The 16,662-nt window shown below is 71.5% G+C and carries 14 protein-coding genes; 4 read left to right on the forward strand and 10 right to left on the reverse strand.

Annotated features, from left to right (window positions below):
• Positions 1-13: 13 nt before the first annotated feature.
• From KZ829_RS39680 to KZ829_RS39695, 4 genes are all read right to left on the reverse strand, one after another.
• Entirely contained in the window at positions 14-742 is a 729-nt protein-coding gene (locus KZ829_RS39680) for an ABC transporter permease (protein WP_183225518.1), read from the reverse strand.
• Complete coding sequence (locus KZ829_RS39685) at positions 739-1,464, reverse strand: ABC transporter ATP-binding protein (protein ID WP_220148998.1); 726 nt, start codon at positions 1,462-1,464, stop codon at positions 739-741. The genes KZ829_RS39680 and KZ829_RS39685 overlap by 4 nt, the downstream gene beginning before the upstream one ends.
• A gap of 75 nt (positions 1,465-1,539) precedes the next feature.
• Positions 1,540-2,172, reverse strand: coding sequence for a phosphoribosyltransferase (locus KZ829_RS39690; RefSeq protein WP_220148999.1), 633 nt, complete (start codon positions 2,170-2,172; stop codon positions 1,540-1,542).
• Positions 2,173-2,180: 8 nt separating this feature from the next.
• Positions 2,181-2,846 carry a dienelactone hydrolase family protein gene (locus KZ829_RS39695; RefSeq protein ID WP_220149000.1) on the reverse strand — a complete coding sequence of 222 codons (666 nt, stop codon included), beginning with the start codon at positions 2,844-2,846 and terminating at the stop codon, positions 2,181-2,183.
• A 381-nt stretch (positions 2,847-3,227) separates the two neighbouring features.
• Between KZ829_RS39695 and KZ829_RS39700 the strand changes: the two genes are divergently transcribed.
• Positions 3,228-4,724, forward strand: a complete 1,497-nt coding sequence (locus KZ829_RS39700; RefSeq protein WP_220149001.1) for a family 43 glycosylhydrolase — start codon at positions 3,228-3,230, stop codon at positions 4,722-4,724.
• A gap of 99 nt (positions 4,725-4,823) precedes the next feature.
• Here KZ829_RS39700 and KZ829_RS39705 read toward each other — a convergent pair whose 3' ends face one another.
• From KZ829_RS39705 to KZ829_RS39715, 3 genes are all read right to left on the reverse strand, one after another.
• On the reverse strand, positions 4,824-6,191 hold the full coding sequence (locus tag KZ829_RS39705) for a pyridoxal phosphate-dependent decarboxylase family protein (protein ID WP_220149002.1): 1,368 nt from the start codon (positions 6,189-6,191) through the stop codon (positions 4,824-4,826).
• Between the two features lie 146 nt (positions 6,192-6,337).
• Positions 6,338-7,669 carry a jacalin-like lectin gene (locus tag KZ829_RS39710; protein ID WP_220149003.1) on the reverse strand — a complete coding sequence of 444 codons (1,332 nt, stop codon included), beginning with the start codon at positions 7,667-7,669 and terminating at the stop codon, positions 6,338-6,340.
• 126 nt (positions 7,670-7,795) lie between these two features.
• A complete protein-coding gene (locus KZ829_RS39715; protein WP_220149004.1) occupies positions 7,796-8,536 on the reverse strand; it encodes a DeoR/GlpR family DNA-binding transcription regulator in 741 nt (246 codons plus the stop codon).
• Positions 8,537-8,594: 58 nt separating this feature from the next.
• Between KZ829_RS39715 and KZ829_RS39720 the strand changes: the two genes are divergently transcribed.
• A complete protein-coding gene (locus KZ829_RS39720; RefSeq protein ID WP_246637038.1) occupies positions 8,595-8,966 on the forward strand; it encodes a DUF4406 domain-containing protein in 372 nt (123 codons plus the stop codon).
• A gap of 68 nt (positions 8,967-9,034) precedes the next feature.
• Entirely contained in the window at positions 9,035-10,378 is a 1,344-nt protein-coding gene (locus KZ829_RS39725; RefSeq protein ID WP_220149005.1) for an alpha/beta hydrolase family protein, read from the forward strand.
• An 85-nt stretch (positions 10,379-10,463) separates the two neighbouring features.
• On the opposite strand, the gene KZ829_RS39730 is transcribed toward KZ829_RS39725, so the two are convergent.
• Positions 10,464-13,832, reverse strand: a complete 3,369-nt coding sequence (locus KZ829_RS39730) for a bifunctional proline dehydrogenase/L-glutamate gamma-semialdehyde dehydrogenase (RefSeq protein WP_220149006.1) — start codon at positions 13,830-13,832, stop codon at positions 10,464-10,466.
• 104 nt (positions 13,833-13,936) lie between these two features.
• Here KZ829_RS39730 and KZ829_RS39735 point away from each other — a divergent pair, with 104 nt between their 5' ends.
• Positions 13,937-14,845 carry a LysR family transcriptional regulator gene (locus KZ829_RS39735; RefSeq protein WP_220149007.1) on the forward strand — a complete coding sequence of 303 codons (909 nt, stop codon included), beginning with the start codon at positions 13,937-13,939 and terminating at the stop codon, positions 14,843-14,845.
• A gap of 373 nt (positions 14,846-15,218) precedes the next feature.
• Here KZ829_RS39735 and KZ829_RS39740 read toward each other — a convergent pair whose 3' ends face one another.
• Positions 15,219-15,575, reverse strand: a complete 357-nt coding sequence (locus tag KZ829_RS39740; RefSeq protein WP_220149008.1) for an HNH endonuclease signature motif containing protein — start codon at positions 15,573-15,575, stop codon at positions 15,219-15,221.
• 149 nt (positions 15,576-15,724) lie between these two features.
• Entirely contained in the window at positions 15,725-16,177 is a 453-nt protein-coding gene (locus KZ829_RS39745; protein ID WP_220149009.1) for a hypothetical protein, read from the reverse strand.
• Positions 16,178-16,662: the final 485 nt, after the last annotated feature.

The raw sequence follows: 16,662 nt of genomic DNA on the forward strand, positions 1-16,662 counted from the left end.
TTTCCTGTACGCCCTAAGCGGTCCTCCGGCGCAGGGTGGCCGCGCCGAGGATCAGGGCCACCACGATCGATCCCACCACGACGGTGAGGTCCCGCCACATGATGCCCGTCGGCTCGGCGTGCACACCCACCTCGGTCAGCGCCTCCACGGAGTAGGACATCGGCAGCACGTTGCTGATCGTCTGGAGCCAGCCGGCCATCTCGTCGCGCGGCACGAACAGCCCGCAGAGCAGCAGCTGGGGCGCCACCACGAGCGGCATGAACTGCACCGCCTGGAACTCGGTGCGGGCGAAGGCGCTGCACAGCAGGCCGAGCGCGACACCGAGCACGGCGTTGGCGACCGCGATCAGGATGACCAGGCCGATGCTGCCGGCGGTCCGCATGTCCAGCGCCCAGTACGAGAAGGCGGCCGCGACCGTGGCCTGCGCGGCGGCCGCGACACCGAACGCCACGCCGTAGCCGAACAACAGATCGATCTTGCCGACCGGGGTGGTGAAGAGCCGCTCCAGAGTGCCGGTGGTGCGTTCCCGCAGCATGGCGATGCTGGTGATGAGGAACATCACGATGAACGGGAAGACGCCGAGCATGGTGAGGGCGACCCGGTCGAAGACGGCGGGCTGGCCCTCGTACATGAAGTAGATCAGGGTGATCAGCAGCGTCGGGACCACCACGATGAGGCCGATGGTCCGCGGGTCGTGCCGCAGCTGGCCGAGGATCCGCCGAATCGTGCTGGCGAGGATCATGCCGCCACCTCTTCTTCCTGGCGCCGGATCAGGTTGAGGAACGCCTGGTCGAGGTCGTCGACGCCGGCGGTGGCCTTGACCCCGGCCGGGGTGTCGTCGGCGATGAGCGCGCCCTCGCGGATCAGCAGCAGCCGGTCGCAGCGGTTGGCCTCGTCCATCACGTGGCTGGACACCAGGACGGTGGCGCCGTCGGCGGCGAGCCGGCGGAAGTGGTCCCACAGCTCGTCGCGCAGCACCGGGTCCTGCCCGACGGTCGGCTCGTCGAGGACCAGCAGCTCGGGGCGGCTGACGATCGCGCAGGCCAGCGACGCGCGGCTGCGCTGGCCGCCGGACAGGTTCGCCACCAGCTGCCCGCGTGCCGCGGTCAGGCCGACCGCCTCGACCGCCTCGTCGGCGGCGGCCGCCTTGAGACCGTAGAGCGACGCGAAATAGCGGGCGTTCTCCGCCACGGTGAGGTCGGCGTAGACGCTCGGCGCCTGGGTCAGGTAACCGATCCGGCGGCGCAGGGGCACGGAGCCGGCCGGGTGGCCGAGCACCGTCACCGTGCCGGACGCGACGATCTGCACGCCGACGACGGCGCGCATCAGCGTGGTCTTGCCGCTGCCGCTCGGGCCGAGCAGGCCGGTGACGCTGCCGCGCGGGATGACACAGGAGAAGCCGTCCAGAACGGTCTTCTTCCCGCGTCTCACGACGAGGTCGCGGACCTCGATCGCTTCGGACATCATTCCTCCCGGGGAACTCATCAAGTGTTGAAATCAACGGTAGATGAATTCCCCGGGACGGGGCAAGGCTCCAACTCAACACATGATGAAATGGCCCACGTCCTCGTCGGTGAGCTGCTCGAAGTCCTCGTACCACCGGCCCACCGCGTAGAACGGGTCGGGCGCGCTCAGGCACACCACCTCGTCGGCCTCGGCGGACAGCGCGTCCCGGGCCTGCGGCGCACACACCGGCGCGGCCAGGATCAGCCGGCCCGGCCCCTGCTCGCGCACCCAGCGCAGCGCCGCGTGCGCGGTCACCCCGGTGGCCAGCCCGTCGTCGACCACGATCACCGTACGGCCGGCCACCGGCGGGGCGGGGCGGCCGCCCCGGTACCGCTGGATCCGGCGGGCCAACTCGGCCCGCTCGGCGGCCAGGACACCGGCGAGGTCGGCCTCGGTGACCCCGGCGTAGCGCAGGTTGTCCGGGTCGTAGACGGGCGGGCCGTCCTCGGCGATGGCGCCCACCCCGAACTCCGGATACCGGGGCGAGCCGATCTTGCGGGCCACCACGATGTCGAGATCACCGCCGAGCCGCTCGGCGACCGGCCCGGCCACCGGCAGGCCACCCCGCGGGAGGGCCAGGACCAGCGGATGCCGGTCGGCGCCGAGCAGGTGCGCCAGCCGGTCGGCGAGCGCCCGGCCCGCCTCGGCGCGATTCGCGAAGATCATCGCCGGACTCACCTCGCCATCGCCGGCACCAGGTGATCACCGAACCAGTGGCCCGCCTCGTCGGCCACCGTCTCCAGCGCCCCGGGCTCCTCGAACAGGTGCGTGGCACCGGCCACGATCCGCAGGTCGGCGCGGATCCGCATGGTGTTGCGGGCCTCCTCGTTGAGATCGATCACCTGAGGGTCGTGCTCACCGACGATGAGCAGCGTGGGCGCGCGCACCTCGACCAGCGCCGGGCCGGCCAGATCCGGACGGCCGCCACGGGACACCACGGCACACACCGCCGACGGCCGGGCCGCCGCCGCGACCAGGGCCGCGCCTCCGCCGGTGCTCGCCCCGAACAGGCCGATCGGCAGGGCCGCGGTGGGCGGCTGCACCCGCATCCAGTCGATGATCCCGACCAGGCGGTCGGCGAGCAGGCCGATGTCGAAGCGCAGCTCACCGGTACGCGCGTCGCGTACCTCCTCCTCGGGGGTGAGCAGATCGGCCAGCACGGTGGCGAACCGGCGCCGGTTGAGTTCGGCGGCCACCACGCGGTTGCGGGGGCTGTGCCGGGAGCTGCCGCTGCCGTGGGCGAAGAGCACCACCCCGGTGGCGTGCTCGGGAAGCGTCAGGTCGGCGTCCAGGCTTACCGAACCCAATTCGATTCGTTCCTGGGTCATCCAGGTCGTCATCGTCCGTCCCTTCTCATGCGTAGATGGCGCCGGGGGGACGGTCCACCGTTGTTGAATACCCGCGGATGGCCGGGAGAACCCTCAGGCGGGCGTACCGGTCACGGCTTCCCGGGTCCGATCCGCCCCGGCGAACCGGACCCGGGCTGGACGGGTGCTCCGGGGGGTCCGCGCCGGTTGAGCGAAACCAGCGTCGTTGATCAGCATGGATACCGCCTCTTGACACTCCACTTGTGATCGTTAACATACTGGCAATACATCGAGCAGAACCGGTCCGTCCATCCCCACCGTCCGGACGGACACCGCGGCGCCCCGGCCCACCGGCAGGGCGCGCCCGACTCCCCCGTATCGATGCGCCACTCCCCGCTCCCCGAAGGGACTGTCATGTCTCTTGCACGCCTGAAATCCGTCGGAGCCGTCTTCCTCCTGCTCTTCGCGGTGGCCGTCGCCGTGGAGGCCCGCACCGCGGCGCCGGCCCGCGCCGCCGCCACCTTCACCAACCCGGTGGCCTCCGCGCCGTACGGCGCCGACCCGTGGGTGGGCTACTACAGCGGCTACTACTACCTGGCCGCGACCACGTGGAACAACCAGGTCGTCATCAAGCGGGCGACCTCGGTGGCCGCGCTGCCCGGAGCCACCGAGAACGTCGTCTACACCGGAACCGCCACGGCGAGCTGCTGCAACGTGTGGGCGCCGTCGATGCACCGGCTGAACGGCCCGAACGGGTACCGCTGGTACCTGTACTACTCGGCCGGCACCGCGGCGTGCTGCGACGGGCAGCGGTCGTTCGTGCTGGAGAGCTCCGGCGACAACCCGCTCGGCCCGTACACGTTCAAGGGCCAGCTCAACGTCCAGGCCAACAACGGCTGGGCCATCGACGGCAGTGTGGCGACCATCAACGGCGCCAACTACTTCCTCTACTCGTCGTGGGTCGGTAACCTGCAGAGCCTGTTCATCGCCCCGATGACCAACCCGTGGACGGTGTCCGCCTACGGGACGCGGATCTCCTACCCGACGTACGACTGGGAGAAGGTCGGCGGCAACACCGAGGAGGGCCCGTACGTTCTCCAGCGCAACGGGGTCACCTACCTGACCTTCTCGGCCAGCTCCTGCAACACGCCGGACTACAAGATCGGCATGCTGACCCTGACCGGCAGCAACCCGCTGTCCGCCTCGTCGTGGACCAAGAAGAGCACCGCGATCTTCCAGCGCAGTGACGCGAACAGCGTCTACGGCCCGGGTCACCACTCGTTCTTCACGTCGCCGGACGGCTCCGAGACGTGGATGGCCTACCACGCCAACGAGACCACCGCCCAGGGCTGCGGCGCCACCCGGACCACCCGGCTCAAGAAGGTCAACTGGAACTCGGACGGCACCCCCAACCTGGGTACGCCGGACAAGCTCTCCACCACGCTGACCGCACCCGCCGGCGACCCGGGCGGCACCGTCTCCTACCCGGTGGCCGGCACCAGGTACCGGATCGTCAACCAGGCCAGCGGCAAGGTCCTCGACGCGGCGAACTGCGGCACCGCCAACGGCACCGCCATCCAGCAGTGGTCGTCGCTGGGCAACGCCTGCCAGCAGTGGACGTTCACGAAGACGACCAGCGGCTACTACCGGATCACCAACGTCAACAGCGGAACCGTGCTCGACTCGGTCAACTGCGGAACCGCCAACGGCACGGCCCTCAACCTGTGGGCCAACCTGAGCAACAGCTGTCAGGAGTGGAGCCTCACCCCGATCAGCGGCGGCTACCTGATCGCCAACCGGGGCAACGGCATGGTGCTCGACGTCACCAACTGCGGCACCGCCGACGGCGTGGCCGTACGCCAGTGGGCCTCGCTGGGCAACGCCTGCCAGCAGTGGAACATCACGGCCTGACCGTCCCCTCAGCACCACCCACGGCTCCCCGCCAACCCGAGGCGGGGAGCCATCCCCTTGTCAGAGGACCTCTTCAAAGGGCTTCGTCCGAGGGCTTCGTCAGAGGGCTTTGCGGACGGCTTCGGCGACGCGGTCGGCGTCGGCCCCGGCGGTGCGCCAGTTGCTGAACGCGGCACGCAGCGCGGGGCGGCCGTGCAGGACGGTCGGGGTCAGGAACGCCTCGCCGGAGTCGGCCACGGCCCGCAGCACGGTAGGGACGTCGCCGGGGACCGCGAAGCAGACCACGTTCAGGCGGACCGGGGACAGCAGTTCCACGCCGGGCAGGGTGCCCAGACGTTCACCCAGGCGCTGGGCCGCCGCGACGGTCCGGGTGACGATCTCGGCATGGCCGTCCACACCGTACGCGGCCAGCGTGAACCAGGCGGCCAGGGCCCGGAGGCGGCGCGAGTTCTCCGGGGTGAGATGGCAGTGGTCCGGGTCGCCGGTGATCGCCGGCAGGTAGGCGGCGGTGTTCTGGAAGACGGCCACCTGCAGGTCACGGCGGCGGGTGAACTGGACCGCCGAGTCGTACGGGACGTTGAGCCACTTGTGCAGGTCGACGCAGACCGAGTCGGCCTCGCCCAGACCATCGACCAGGTGGGCGTGCTCCGGCGAGAGGGCCGCGAACCCGCCGAAGGCCGCGTCCACGTGCAGCCAGAACGGGTACTCCGTACGCAGTGCCAGGATCGCGCGCAGGTCGTCGAAGTCCACGGTGTTGACCGTTCCGGCGTTGGCCACCACGATCGCCGGGCGGCCGTCCAGTGCGGCGAGGGCCTCGGCCAGCGCGGAGACGTCGACGGCTTCCCGGCCCGGCAGGGTGCGGACCGGGCGCAGCGACTCACGGCCCACGCCGAGCACGGACAGCGCCTTGTGGACGCTGGAGTGCGCGGCCCCGGACAGGACCGGGATCTCGCCGAGTGCCGCGAGGCCCTGCCGGGCGACGCTGACCCCGAGCCGCTCGCCGGCCCATTCGCGGGCGGTCGCCAGGCCGGTCAGGTTGGACATGGTGGCGCCGCTGACGAACGCGCCGACGTGGTCCGGGCCGAGGCCGAACATGTCCCGCAGCCAGGAGACGGTCTCGTCCTCCAAAGCGGCGGCCGCGGAGCCGGCACGGTTCGAGACGTTCTGGTCGAAGGCCGCGGTCAGCCAGTCGCCGGCCAGCGCGGCCGGGGTGGCGCCGCCGGTCACGAACCCCAGGTAGCGGGGGCCGGCGCTGCCCGAGAAGCCGGGCGCCCAGCGGCGCCGGAACTCGGCCAGCGCCCCGGCCGTACCGGCGCCGCCGACCGGGAGCGGGACCGGTACGACAGCGGCCGGGGTGGGCGCCACCGGGCGTTCGGCGAGGCCGTCCAGGACCCGGGTGGCGTAGTCCCGGGTGGCCTGGAGCAGTGCGGGCAGTTGGTCGAGGTCGTCGGCGAGTCGCTGATGCACGCCTCTGAACGCTAGGGACCACCGCCGGGGGTGTCGCGGTCCAGTTCGGTACGCCTGGCCTTGCCCGGGCTCACCCGTACCGGAACCGGATGAATGAAGGGTGAGCGGAACGCATGGGCCGCGGCAGAGGCGACGCCCCGCATCGTTCAGCGCTGGGAGTAGACGAAGCCCACCTTGTCGACCGCCGATCCGGAGCGCCCGTGAAAGCCGGCGATCTGCCAGCCGCTCGGCGCCGTGCGGGTCACGCAGTCCGACGTGGTGGTTCCACCGGCGACGCTGTTGCCCAGGTTGGTGGTGAACCTGACGTAGAAGATCCGGGTGTGCCCGCTGTACTGGGCACGGCACAGGTAGGCGCTCGTGACGTACTCTCCGCTGCCCAGGGTGAGCGACTTCGCCGTGCCGCCGGCGCCGCCGTGGGCCAGGACCGTCCCGGTCGCGAGGGTGAGGTTGACCTGGTCGACCCGGGAGCCGGCGCGCAGCCCGATCACGGTGGCGCGGGCCGCCGCCGGGACCGACACGATGTCGTTGTAGTGGTCGCCGTGCGGTCCCCCGAACTGGTCGCTGAGCTGGTAGTCCGGGTTCGCCGTCCAGCTGAACGCGGTGCTGACCGGGAAGTGGTCGGAGAGCATCAGGCCGTCGCCGGTGCGGAATCCGGCGTCCTCGTTGTGGTAGTCCGTCGCGGTGAGCGTGACCGCCCGGCCGCTCCGGTAGAGGATCTTGTCGACCACCTCGCAGGCGTCGGTGACCGCGGCCGCGTCGCAGACCAGAGCGTCCGAGCCGGCGGCCGGGGCGCTGCCGCCGCGTTCCAGCCGCACCCAGGCGTCGGTGAGCCCGTTGGCGGTGGTGAAGTCGCGGATCGTGTCGGCGGCCCGGGTGTAGCGGGTGTTGGTGTCGCCCATGACGATCACCGCGTTGCCGGCCGAGTGCGCGGCGATGAAGGCGGTCAGCTGGTTCAGGTTGTCGGCGCGGGACACTTGGTCGCCGCTGCTCGTACCGGCGTTGGTGTGCAGGTTGTAGAGGTCGACGAAGACGCCGTCGGTGATCCGGTGACGGGTGAGGGTGAAGCCCTTGGGGGTCAGGCAGTCACCGGAGTCGAACTGGCAGGAGTCCCAGTCGCCACGCTCGAAGTCGTCGGTGTCGTACGGGATCTTCGAGAGTGTGTTGAGGCCGGAGCCGATGCCGGCGCCGCCGCTGGTCGGGGTGCGGTAGGCGTGCGTGGTGTCGGCCGCGTACAGGTAGGCGTGGTAGTTGAAGTCCTCCTGGACGTGCACGATGTCGTACGGGCCGAGGCGCTGCCCGATCAGGGTGTGAGCGGTCTTGCGGTCGGTCTCGGCGCTGGAGATCAGCTCGGGGAGACCGGCGACGTTGTAGGTGAGGACGTTGAAGGAGCCGCCGGTGGGGGCGGCGGCGGCCGAGGCGGGGCTGGGAGCGGTGACCAGCGTGGCGAGCACGCACACCGTGAGGATTCTCCGGACCATAGAGCGCAGCCTATGGCCTTCCCTACCCGACGGTAACCTCACGTCGAAGAATGTTCGCGCTCACAACAGCGGGCGCGGTCGCTTACGGCTCGTGGTGGCGCACGGCGACCTACCGGACGGAGAGCGTCAGGCGGGGATGACCGGAAGGCCGGCCAGGGCCGGGTGGTCGCGGGGTGCGTCGGTGATGATGCCCGCCACCTCGTTCGGGGCCAGGACGAGGAACGGGGACGCGGCGCCGATCTTCTCGATGCTGGCCAGCACGTAGGTGTCCGCGGCCCGCCCGGCCAGGGTGCGTTTCATGGCGGCCTCGTCGGCGTCGCCGGTGGTCAGGCCGGCCTCGTGGTGGACGCCGGTGACGCCCAGCAGGAAGAGGTCGGCGGACACCGACCGGGCGGCCTCGGCGGCGGCCGCACCGCAGGTCACGGCGCTGTGCTTGAAGAGGCGGCCGCCCAGGACGTAGACGTCGACGGCCGGGTGGCCGACGAGCGCGGCGGCGACCGTCGGACTGTGCGTGACGATCGTGGCGACCAGATCGCGGGGCAGTGCCGCGGTCACCGCCAGAGCCGTGGTGCCCCCGTCGAGCAGGACCGTGGCGCCGGGGCGGATCAGCGCGGCGGCCGCGGCGGCGACCCGTTCCTTGCTGGAGGTGGCGACGGTGGCCCGGGTGGCGTAGTCGGCGGTCGCCGGGGAGACCGGGAGCGCGCCGCCGTACACCCGCTGGCAGAGACCGGCGGCGGCCATCTCGCGCAGATCCCGCCGGATGCTGTCCTCGGCGACGCCGAGTTCGGCGGCGATCTCCTTGGCGACCAGCTTGCCGTCGGCGTGCAACCGGGCCAGGAGGAAGTCTCGGCGCTCCGCAGCCAACATCCGCGTTTCTCCTCATTGTTGTCGACTATTGCGTGTTTCCCAGTGTAGGTTGCCCGTCATGGACAAGCCAATGCTCATTCTGATCGCCGGGCCGTACCGCTCCGGCACCGGTGACGACCCCGCCCTCCTCGCCGCCAACCTGCACCGCCTCGAGGAGGCCGCCTGGCCCGTCTTCCAGGCCGGGCACGTGCCGATGATCGGCGAGTGGGTGGCCCTGCCGGTACTGCGTGGCGCGGGCGGCACGAGCGTCACCGACCCGGTGGCGGCACAGATCATGTACCCGACGGCGGAACGGCTGCTGGCGCACTGCGACGCGGTGCTGCGACTGCCCGGCGCGTCGGCCGGCGCCGACCAGGACGTAGCAATCGCGCAAAAACGCGGAATTCCCGTCTACCACAGCGTCTCCGAGATCCCCGGGCACGCCGGATGAGACGGCCCGCACCGGGCGCTTGACAGGCATCGAGCACGGTCATTGGATGTTACCGGGAGGTAACGCGAATGATCATCCGCCGTGCTGTCGTCGTCGCCGCGCTGTTCGCCGGCATCCTCACCGGTGCGCCGGCCACGGCCGCGCCCGAACCCTGCACCGCGCCCGTGCCGAGCGACACGAAGCCCGGCTATCTGGTCGCCGACCCGGACTGCGGACTGGACGGCGCCCCGTTCACCGCGCTGCCCGGCGCACGTACGCACACCGGGATCAGGGACGGCGCGGCGTACCGGATCGAGGTTCCGAGCCGGTGGAACGGCCGGCTGGTGGTCTACGCGCACGGCTACCGGGGCACCGGGACAACCGTCTACGTGTCCGATCCGGAGCTGCGGCAGCACTACGTCGACCGCGGGTTCGCGTGGGCGGCGTCCAGCTACGCGACGAACGGCTACGACGTGGCGCAGGGCGTCTCGGACACGTACGCGCTGGTCGGCCTGTTCCGGGCGGTCACCGGGAAACGGCCGGGGAAGGTCTACATCACCGGCGCGTCGATGGGCGGGCACGTCACCGGCGTGGCGATCGAGCGGTACCCACGTACCTTCGCCGGGGCCATGCCGACGTGCGGGGTGCTCGGCGACGTCGAGTTGTTCGACTACTTCCTGGACGCCAACGTCACGGCGGCCGCCCTCGCCGGTGTGCCGATCGAGTTCCCGTTACGGCCGGACGCCGGATATCCGGCCCGTTTCGCGGAACAGGTCGGCCGGATCCGGGCAGCGCTCACCGGCACGGCCGCCGGGGCGACCTGGTCCGATGTGGTGGAGCGGCGCAGCGGCGGCGAACGGCCCGGCTTCCCGGCGGCGTTCGCCTACTGGAACGCGGCCACCCAGGGCGGGCTGCCGTTCCTGTTCAGCCTCTACCCGGGACTGAGCGGCGGCACGGCCGGGATGGCGGAGGGCAACCTGACCGACAACCGGTGGACCCGCTACCGCTCCACCGACGGGTGGCGGCTCACGCCGCAGGAGAAGCGCCTCAACGCGGAGGTGCTGCGGGTCGGCCGGACCGCGACGACCGGGGTGCCGCGCATCACCGGCCGCCCGTCGATCCCGGTGCTGTCGCTGCACGGCATCGGCGACCTGTTCGTGCCGTTCTCCATGGAGCAGGAGTACGCCCGTGAGGCCGCCGCGAACGGCCGCTCCCGCCTCTTCGTCTCCCGCGCCGTCCGGGACGTGGCGCACTGCGGTTTCAGCCAGGCCGAACTGCGCCGCGGCTTCGACGACCTGGTCACCTGGGTCGAGCGGGGCCACCGTCCGGCGGGTGACGCGATCCTGGACCGGCGCACGGTCGCTGCCGCGTCCTTCGGCTGCCGTTTCACCGAGGGGGTACGCGCGGCGTACGCGAACCTGCCCTGCCCCTGAACCGGCGCCCGGAAGAGCAGACCGGGGTACGCCCTCCGCGCGGAAGAAGAGGAAGAACGCGGAGGGCGTACCGGGAAAGGGTCTTCTAGAGGACGTCGGCAGCGAGGGTGAGCGGATTCCCGAAGCGGTGGGCCGTCACGCTGACCGCCTGCTCGCGCAGGAAGGGCAGCAACTCCACCCGCCCGGCCTCGGTCACCGGACCGGACCAGACCGCCAGGTCGGGCCGCCCGCCGGTGGCCGCGGCCAGCGCCGCGCCGTCGCCGCCGATCAGCCGGACCCGCCCCGCGGAGAGCCCCGCGGCGAAGGCCGCGTCGTCCTCGACGGTGATCGAACGGCACCGCACGGCCAGCGCGTCCGGCAGCGGCTCCGCGGTGGAGACGTGCACGTCGGCGCCGGTGAGCAGGCCGGCGGCCAGCACCCGGACCAGGTCGGCGAGCGGGGCTCCGGCCGCGAACCGGACGGTGACCGGGGTGGGCAGGTAGCGGAACACGTTGCGTTCCGCCTGGAGGCCGGAGACGTCCGTGGGCGTACGGAAGTCGAAGGCGGCGTCGCTGCGGGCGGCCCGTTCCACCGAGGCGACCTGCTCGGCGGTGAGCAGGGCGCGGGCATCGGCGAGCAGGACCCGTACGCCGGGGTGGGTGACCTCGGCCGTCGCGGACGCCGGGCGGGGCGCCCAGCCGGTGAGCCCGGTCAGGTAGTTGGGGCCGCCGGCCTTGGTGCCGGGGCCGACCGCCGAGCGCTTCCAGCCGCCGAACGGCTGCCGCCGGACGATGGCGCCGGTGATGCCGCGGTTGACGTACAGGTTGCCGGCCTGGACCCGGTCCAGCCAGGTGCGGACCTCGGTCTCGTCGAGCGAGTGCAGGCCCGAGGTGAGACCGAAGTCGACCTCGTTGACCAGGTCGATCGCCTCGTCCAGGGTGTCCGCGGTCATGATGCCGAGGATCGGGCCGAAGTACTCGGTGCGGTGGTAGGCCGACCCGCGCCGCACACCGTCCCGGACACCGGGGCTCCACAGCTTCCCGGAGTCGTCGAGCTTGCGGGGCTCGAGCAGCCAGCGCTCACCGGCGCCGAGCGTGGTGAGCCCGTCGAGCAGCTTGCCGGCGGCCGGCTCGACCAGCGGGCCGACCTGGGTGCGCGGGTCGGACGGGTAGCCGACGTCCAGTGACGAGACCGCGTCGAGCAACTGGGTACGGAACCGCTGCGACCTCGCCACGCTGCCGACCAGCACCACCAGGGACGCGGCCGAGCACTTCTGCCCGGCGTGACCGAACGCCGACGACACGACGTCCTTCACGGCCAGGTCCAGGTCGGCGCTCGGGGTCACGATGATCGCGTTCTTGCCACTGGTCTCGGCGAGCAGCGGCAGGTCGGCGCGGAACGAGCGGAACAGTTCGGCGGTCTCGTACGCGCCGGTCAGGATCACCCGGTCGACGAGCGGGTGGGCGATCAGCTCCCGGCCCAGCGTGCCCTCGTCGACCTGGAGCAGGGTCACCAGGTTCGGGTCGGCGCCCGCCGAGGAGAGGGCGTTCCGCAGGATGCCGGCGAGCACGGTGCCGCAGCGCTCGGCCGGGCCGGCCGGCTTGAGGACGACCGCGGAACCGGCGGCCAGGGCGGCCAGCACCGAGCCGGCCGGGATCGCGACCGGGAAGTTCCACGGCGGCGTGACCAGGGTGAGCCGTGCCGGGACCGGGGCGGCGCCGTCGGTGCCGTCCAGTTCGGCCGACAGCTCGGCGTAGTAGTGGGCGAAGTCGACCGCCTCGGACACCTCCGGGTCGGCCTGGTCGATGGTCTTGCCGGCCTCGGCCGCCATCACCTCGAGCAGGGTGTCCCGGTGCTCCTCCAGGGCGACGCCGACGGCGTGCAGGACCGCGCGGCGGTCGATGGCGCCCCACTGCGCGGCGGCGGCCTTCTCCAACGCCTCGTCCAGGTGCTCGCGGTCGGTGATCCGGGGCAGGTCCAGGCCCAGCGTGGAATCCTCCACCCGGCCGAGGATCGCCCGGGCGCGGTCGCGGTGGACGGCAACGGCGGGGTCGGTGTCCGGGGTGTTGACGAACAGCCCCGGCTCGGAACGGGGCACGGCCGCGTACCGGTCGGCGACCCGGTGCGGCGCCGGCACCTTGGCGTCGAGGTCGTTGTCGTCGAGGTCGTTCAGGGAGGCCAGGAAGCGGTCCCGCTCCCGGGCGAACAGGGCCGAGTCGGAGTGCAGCTCGAAGACCGCGGACATGAAGTTGTCGGCGCTGGCGCCCTCCTCCAGCCGGCGGATCAGGTAGGCGATGGCCACGTCGAACTGCTCCGGGCGTACCACCGGGGTGTAGAGCAGCAGACCGCCGACCTCGCGCCGGACCGCCTCGGCCTGGCCTTCGGCCATGCCGAGCAGCATCTCGAACTCGATGCCGTCACGCACGCCACGCTCACCGGCCAGGATCCAGGCGTACGCGACGTCGAACAGGTTGTGGCCGGCCACCCCGAGGCGGACGTTGCGGATCCGGTCCGGGTGCAGCGCGTAGCCGAGGACACGCTTGTAGTTGGTGTCGGTGGCCTGCTTGCTGTCGCAGGTGGCGACCGGCCAGCCGTGCAGTTCCGCCTCGACCCGCTCCATCGGCAGGTTGGCGCCCTTGACCAGGCGGACCTTGATGCCCGCTCCACCGCGCTCGCGGCGCGCCGCCGACCACTCCTGGAGGCGGATCATGGCGCTCAGCGCGTCCGGCAGGTAGGCCTGGAGCACGATGCCGGCCTCCAGCCCGAGCAGTTCCGGCCGGTCCAGGAGACGGGTGAAGACCGCGATCGTGAGGTCGAGGTCCTTGTACTCCTCCATGTCCAGGTTGACGAACTTGCCGGTCTTCGCGGCCAGCGTGAAAAGCGGGGTGAGCTGCTCGACGATGTCGGCGACCGCCTCGTCGAAGGCCCACGGGTTGTGCGGGGCGACCGTCGACGACACCTTGATCGACACGTAGTCGACGTCGGGGCGGGCCAGCAGGCGCTCGGTGTTCTTCAACCGCTGCGACGCCTCGCCACGGCCCAGGACGGCCTCGCCGAGCAGGTTCACGTTGAGCCGGACGTTCCGCCCGCGGATCCGCTTGATCGCCTTGCCGAGGCGGGCGTCGGTGGCGTCGACGATGAGGTGGCCGACCATGTGGCGCAGGGCGCGGCGGGCGATCGGGACGACCACGCCGGGCATCATCGGGGCCAGCGCGCCACCGGTCTTCACGGCCAGGCGCAGGTGCGCCGGGAGGAAGCCGGGCACGTCCTTGGCCAGGGCGGACAGCGTGCGGGCGCTGACCCGCAGGTCCTCGGGGCGAATCACGCCGTCGACGAAGCCGACGGTGAAGGCCAGGCCCTTCGGGTCGCGCAGCACACCGGCGAGCTGCGCGGCCGAACCGCCGACCGGGACGTCCGCGGCCTCGCGCAGCCAGCGCCGGACAAGGGCGATCGTCTCTTCGGCGATCTCAGACATCGGGATGCTCCTTCCGCTTTCCGCCACAGTCTGTATGCCCATTTACGGTTAGGAAAAGCGATGCTTTATGAGCGATGTTCTTAAGTTGGGCTAACGTTTCGTTCGTGCTGGAGATCCGTCGTCTCGTCCTGCTGCGTGAACTGGCCATCCGCGGCACCATCGCGGCCGTCGCCGACGCGCTGAACTTCACGCCGTCCGCCGTGTCCCAGCAGCTCAGCCAACTGGAGAAGGAGGCCGGTACGCAGCTGCTGCGCAAGGCCGGCCGCCGGGTCCAGCTCACCCCGCAGGCCGAGGTGCTGGTCGCGTCGGTCGGGGAGGTGCTGGACACCCTGGAACGTGCCGAGGCCCGCCTCCAGGCCGCGGCCACCCGGGTCACCGGCCGGGTCCGGGTCGCCGTCTTCCAGTCTGCGGCGCTCGCCTTCATGCCGGCCACGCTGCGGGCCATGGCGTCACTGCACCCCGACGTCCGGGTCGAGATGACCCAGCGCGAACCCGAGGAGGCGCTGCGCGAGACCTGGGCCCGCGATTTCGACATGGTCATCGCCGAGCAATACCCGGCGCACGCCGCCCCGCACCATCCCGGCCTGGACCGCCGGGACCTGACCACCGACGCGATCCGGCTGGCCCTGCCCCCGGTGCCCGAGTCGCTGCACCCGGTCGACTCCCTGGCGACGGCCCGGCACATGCCGTGGGTGATGGAGCCGCGCGGCGCCGCCTCCCGCCACTTCGCCGAACAGGTGTGCCGCCGGGCCGGCTTCGAACCGGACGTGCGCTACGAGACCGCCGACCTCCAGGCACACATGCGGCTCGTCGAGTCCGGGAACGCGGTCGCCCTCATCCCGGACCTCATCTGGGCGGGCCGGAGCACCCCGGCGCGCCTGCTGGAACTGGACGGCGCTCCGCGGCGCACCATCTTCACCGCCCAGCGCCTGGCCGGTTCGGCGTCCCCCGCGGCCCGCGCCTTCCGCGACATCCTCGAACAGACCGTCCGGCGGTCCGCCGCGCCCGCTTGACCGCGCCCGCTTGACCGCGCCCGCCTGACCGCGCCCGCCCGCCCGACCGCGCCCGCCCGCGCCCGCCTGACCGCGTCCAGCGGAGCTGCGGCGACAGCAGAGGCGCGCCACCAGCGAAGGCCGCGCCACCAGCAGGAGCCGCGCCCCAGCAGAAGCCGCGCCCCAGCAGAGCCCCTGCCGCTGGAAGAGCCCGCGCCCCAGCAGAGCGCCCGCCACCGGAAGAACCCGCACCCCAGCAGAACCCCGCCGCCACCAGAGCCCCGCAAGGCGCGGCGACGGACTTGGACCCGGACCCGGGGCACGGCAGCAGGGGCCGGCACGGCGAACCCGGACTCGGCCCCGCCCGAGCCGAGCCATTGCGGCAGAACCGAGATCATGTTCGCCGGTAGCACTGGTTGCGGCGGGGGCGGCGTTCCCGGTCCAGCCAACTCGGAGGCAGGAACTCCGGGCGGCCGTCCGAGGCGACGCGGATCCGCCAGCCGGCGTCGTCATGGATGAGGCGATGGTGGTGGCCGCAGAGGAGAGTCAAGTTGGCGATATCGGTTGGCCCGCCGTCTGCCCAGCTGACGATGTGGTGGGCGTCGCACCAGTCAAGCGGTTCTTTGTCACATCGATGTTGGTGGGTCGGCGACGGTAGCGGTTGCCCGACCCGCGCGCGAGACAGCCGACACGCTGACCGGAACGCTGAGTGTCCGGCAGCCAGCCCCGCGGATCCCCGGTCCAGACGCAACCCGCTCTCTTACTGATCAGGCAGACACCGGCCGCGGCTGACCGACCTGGCCTTCCTGACATCGCCGACCAACACGACCCGCGCCTTATCGGCGGCAGATCAGTGCCCGTGACCTTGCCTGATTCTGTTTCGTGCGCCCCGAGGCTGGGTCAGCCTTCATCGCAGCGCAGTGTGCGCACTTGGCGCATAATCGCGACGTAGTGATCGGTGTCGGCGTCGAGATCTGGCTCGCCGCACTTCAGATAGCCACCTCGGCCGCCCGCCTCCCACGAGGTCACCACACCCTGGCTGGTGGTGCCATCGCAGGTATAGCTGAACGGCACGTCGATGGTCCGGATCGAGTCGAAGCCTACGAAACGCCCCCTCCCGCCGAAGGTGACCGAGTCGCCGACGGGCAGGTGGTGCACGGTGCCGTATTCGACCAGCGGCCGCTTCTCCGCGTACTTGGCGGCCAGCTGCCGATAGACGTCCTCGGCCGGAACCTCGGCACCCGCCCGCACACCGGCCGTCCGGGTGTTGATCTCCGCATAGTGCTCGTCGAAGGTCATGCCCTTGGTGGGCGCCTCAAGCACCGGCGTCACGCCAGTCAGCAGGGCAGCCACAGACGCAGTCCCGAATGTCAACTGACCCGACCTGCACAACACCGGCTTCGGCGCGGCCTCCGAGGGAACCGCGGGAGCCGAGGGAACCGCGGGAGCCGAGGGAACCGCGGGAGCCGAGGGGGCCGCGGGGGCCGAGCAGCCGACCAGGAGCGTCAGCGTGACAAGAGGAGACCACTGTCGTTTCATGCGTTGATGATGACGGGCTCTCGCCAGCAGATATCAAGCGGATGCGATCTCTGTCGGCTCCGCCAGAGCCCCTTTCTGGCGATCCGCCTGCTGGGCGAGCCAACCCCCGTCACACGGGTAGCGCGCGGATCGCGGCAGATGAGTGATCGCTTCATGCGCTGCAATGACCGGCTGTCAATGGCCAATCAGTTCGCCCCAGAGGCGGCCAGTAGTTGTCCCCGCTGGCGGCCACGGTTTCTCCCCGCTGGCGGCCAGATAAGTTCCCCGCCGTGGGGTGGTGCTGGATCAGTGCAGGGCTT

The sequence above is a fragment of the Actinoplanes hulinensis genome (genome assembly GCF_019429605.1).
In the GTDB taxonomy this organism is placed as follows: Bacteria; Actinomycetota; Actinomycetes; order Mycobacteriales; family Micromonosporaceae; genus Actinoplanes; species Actinoplanes campanulatus.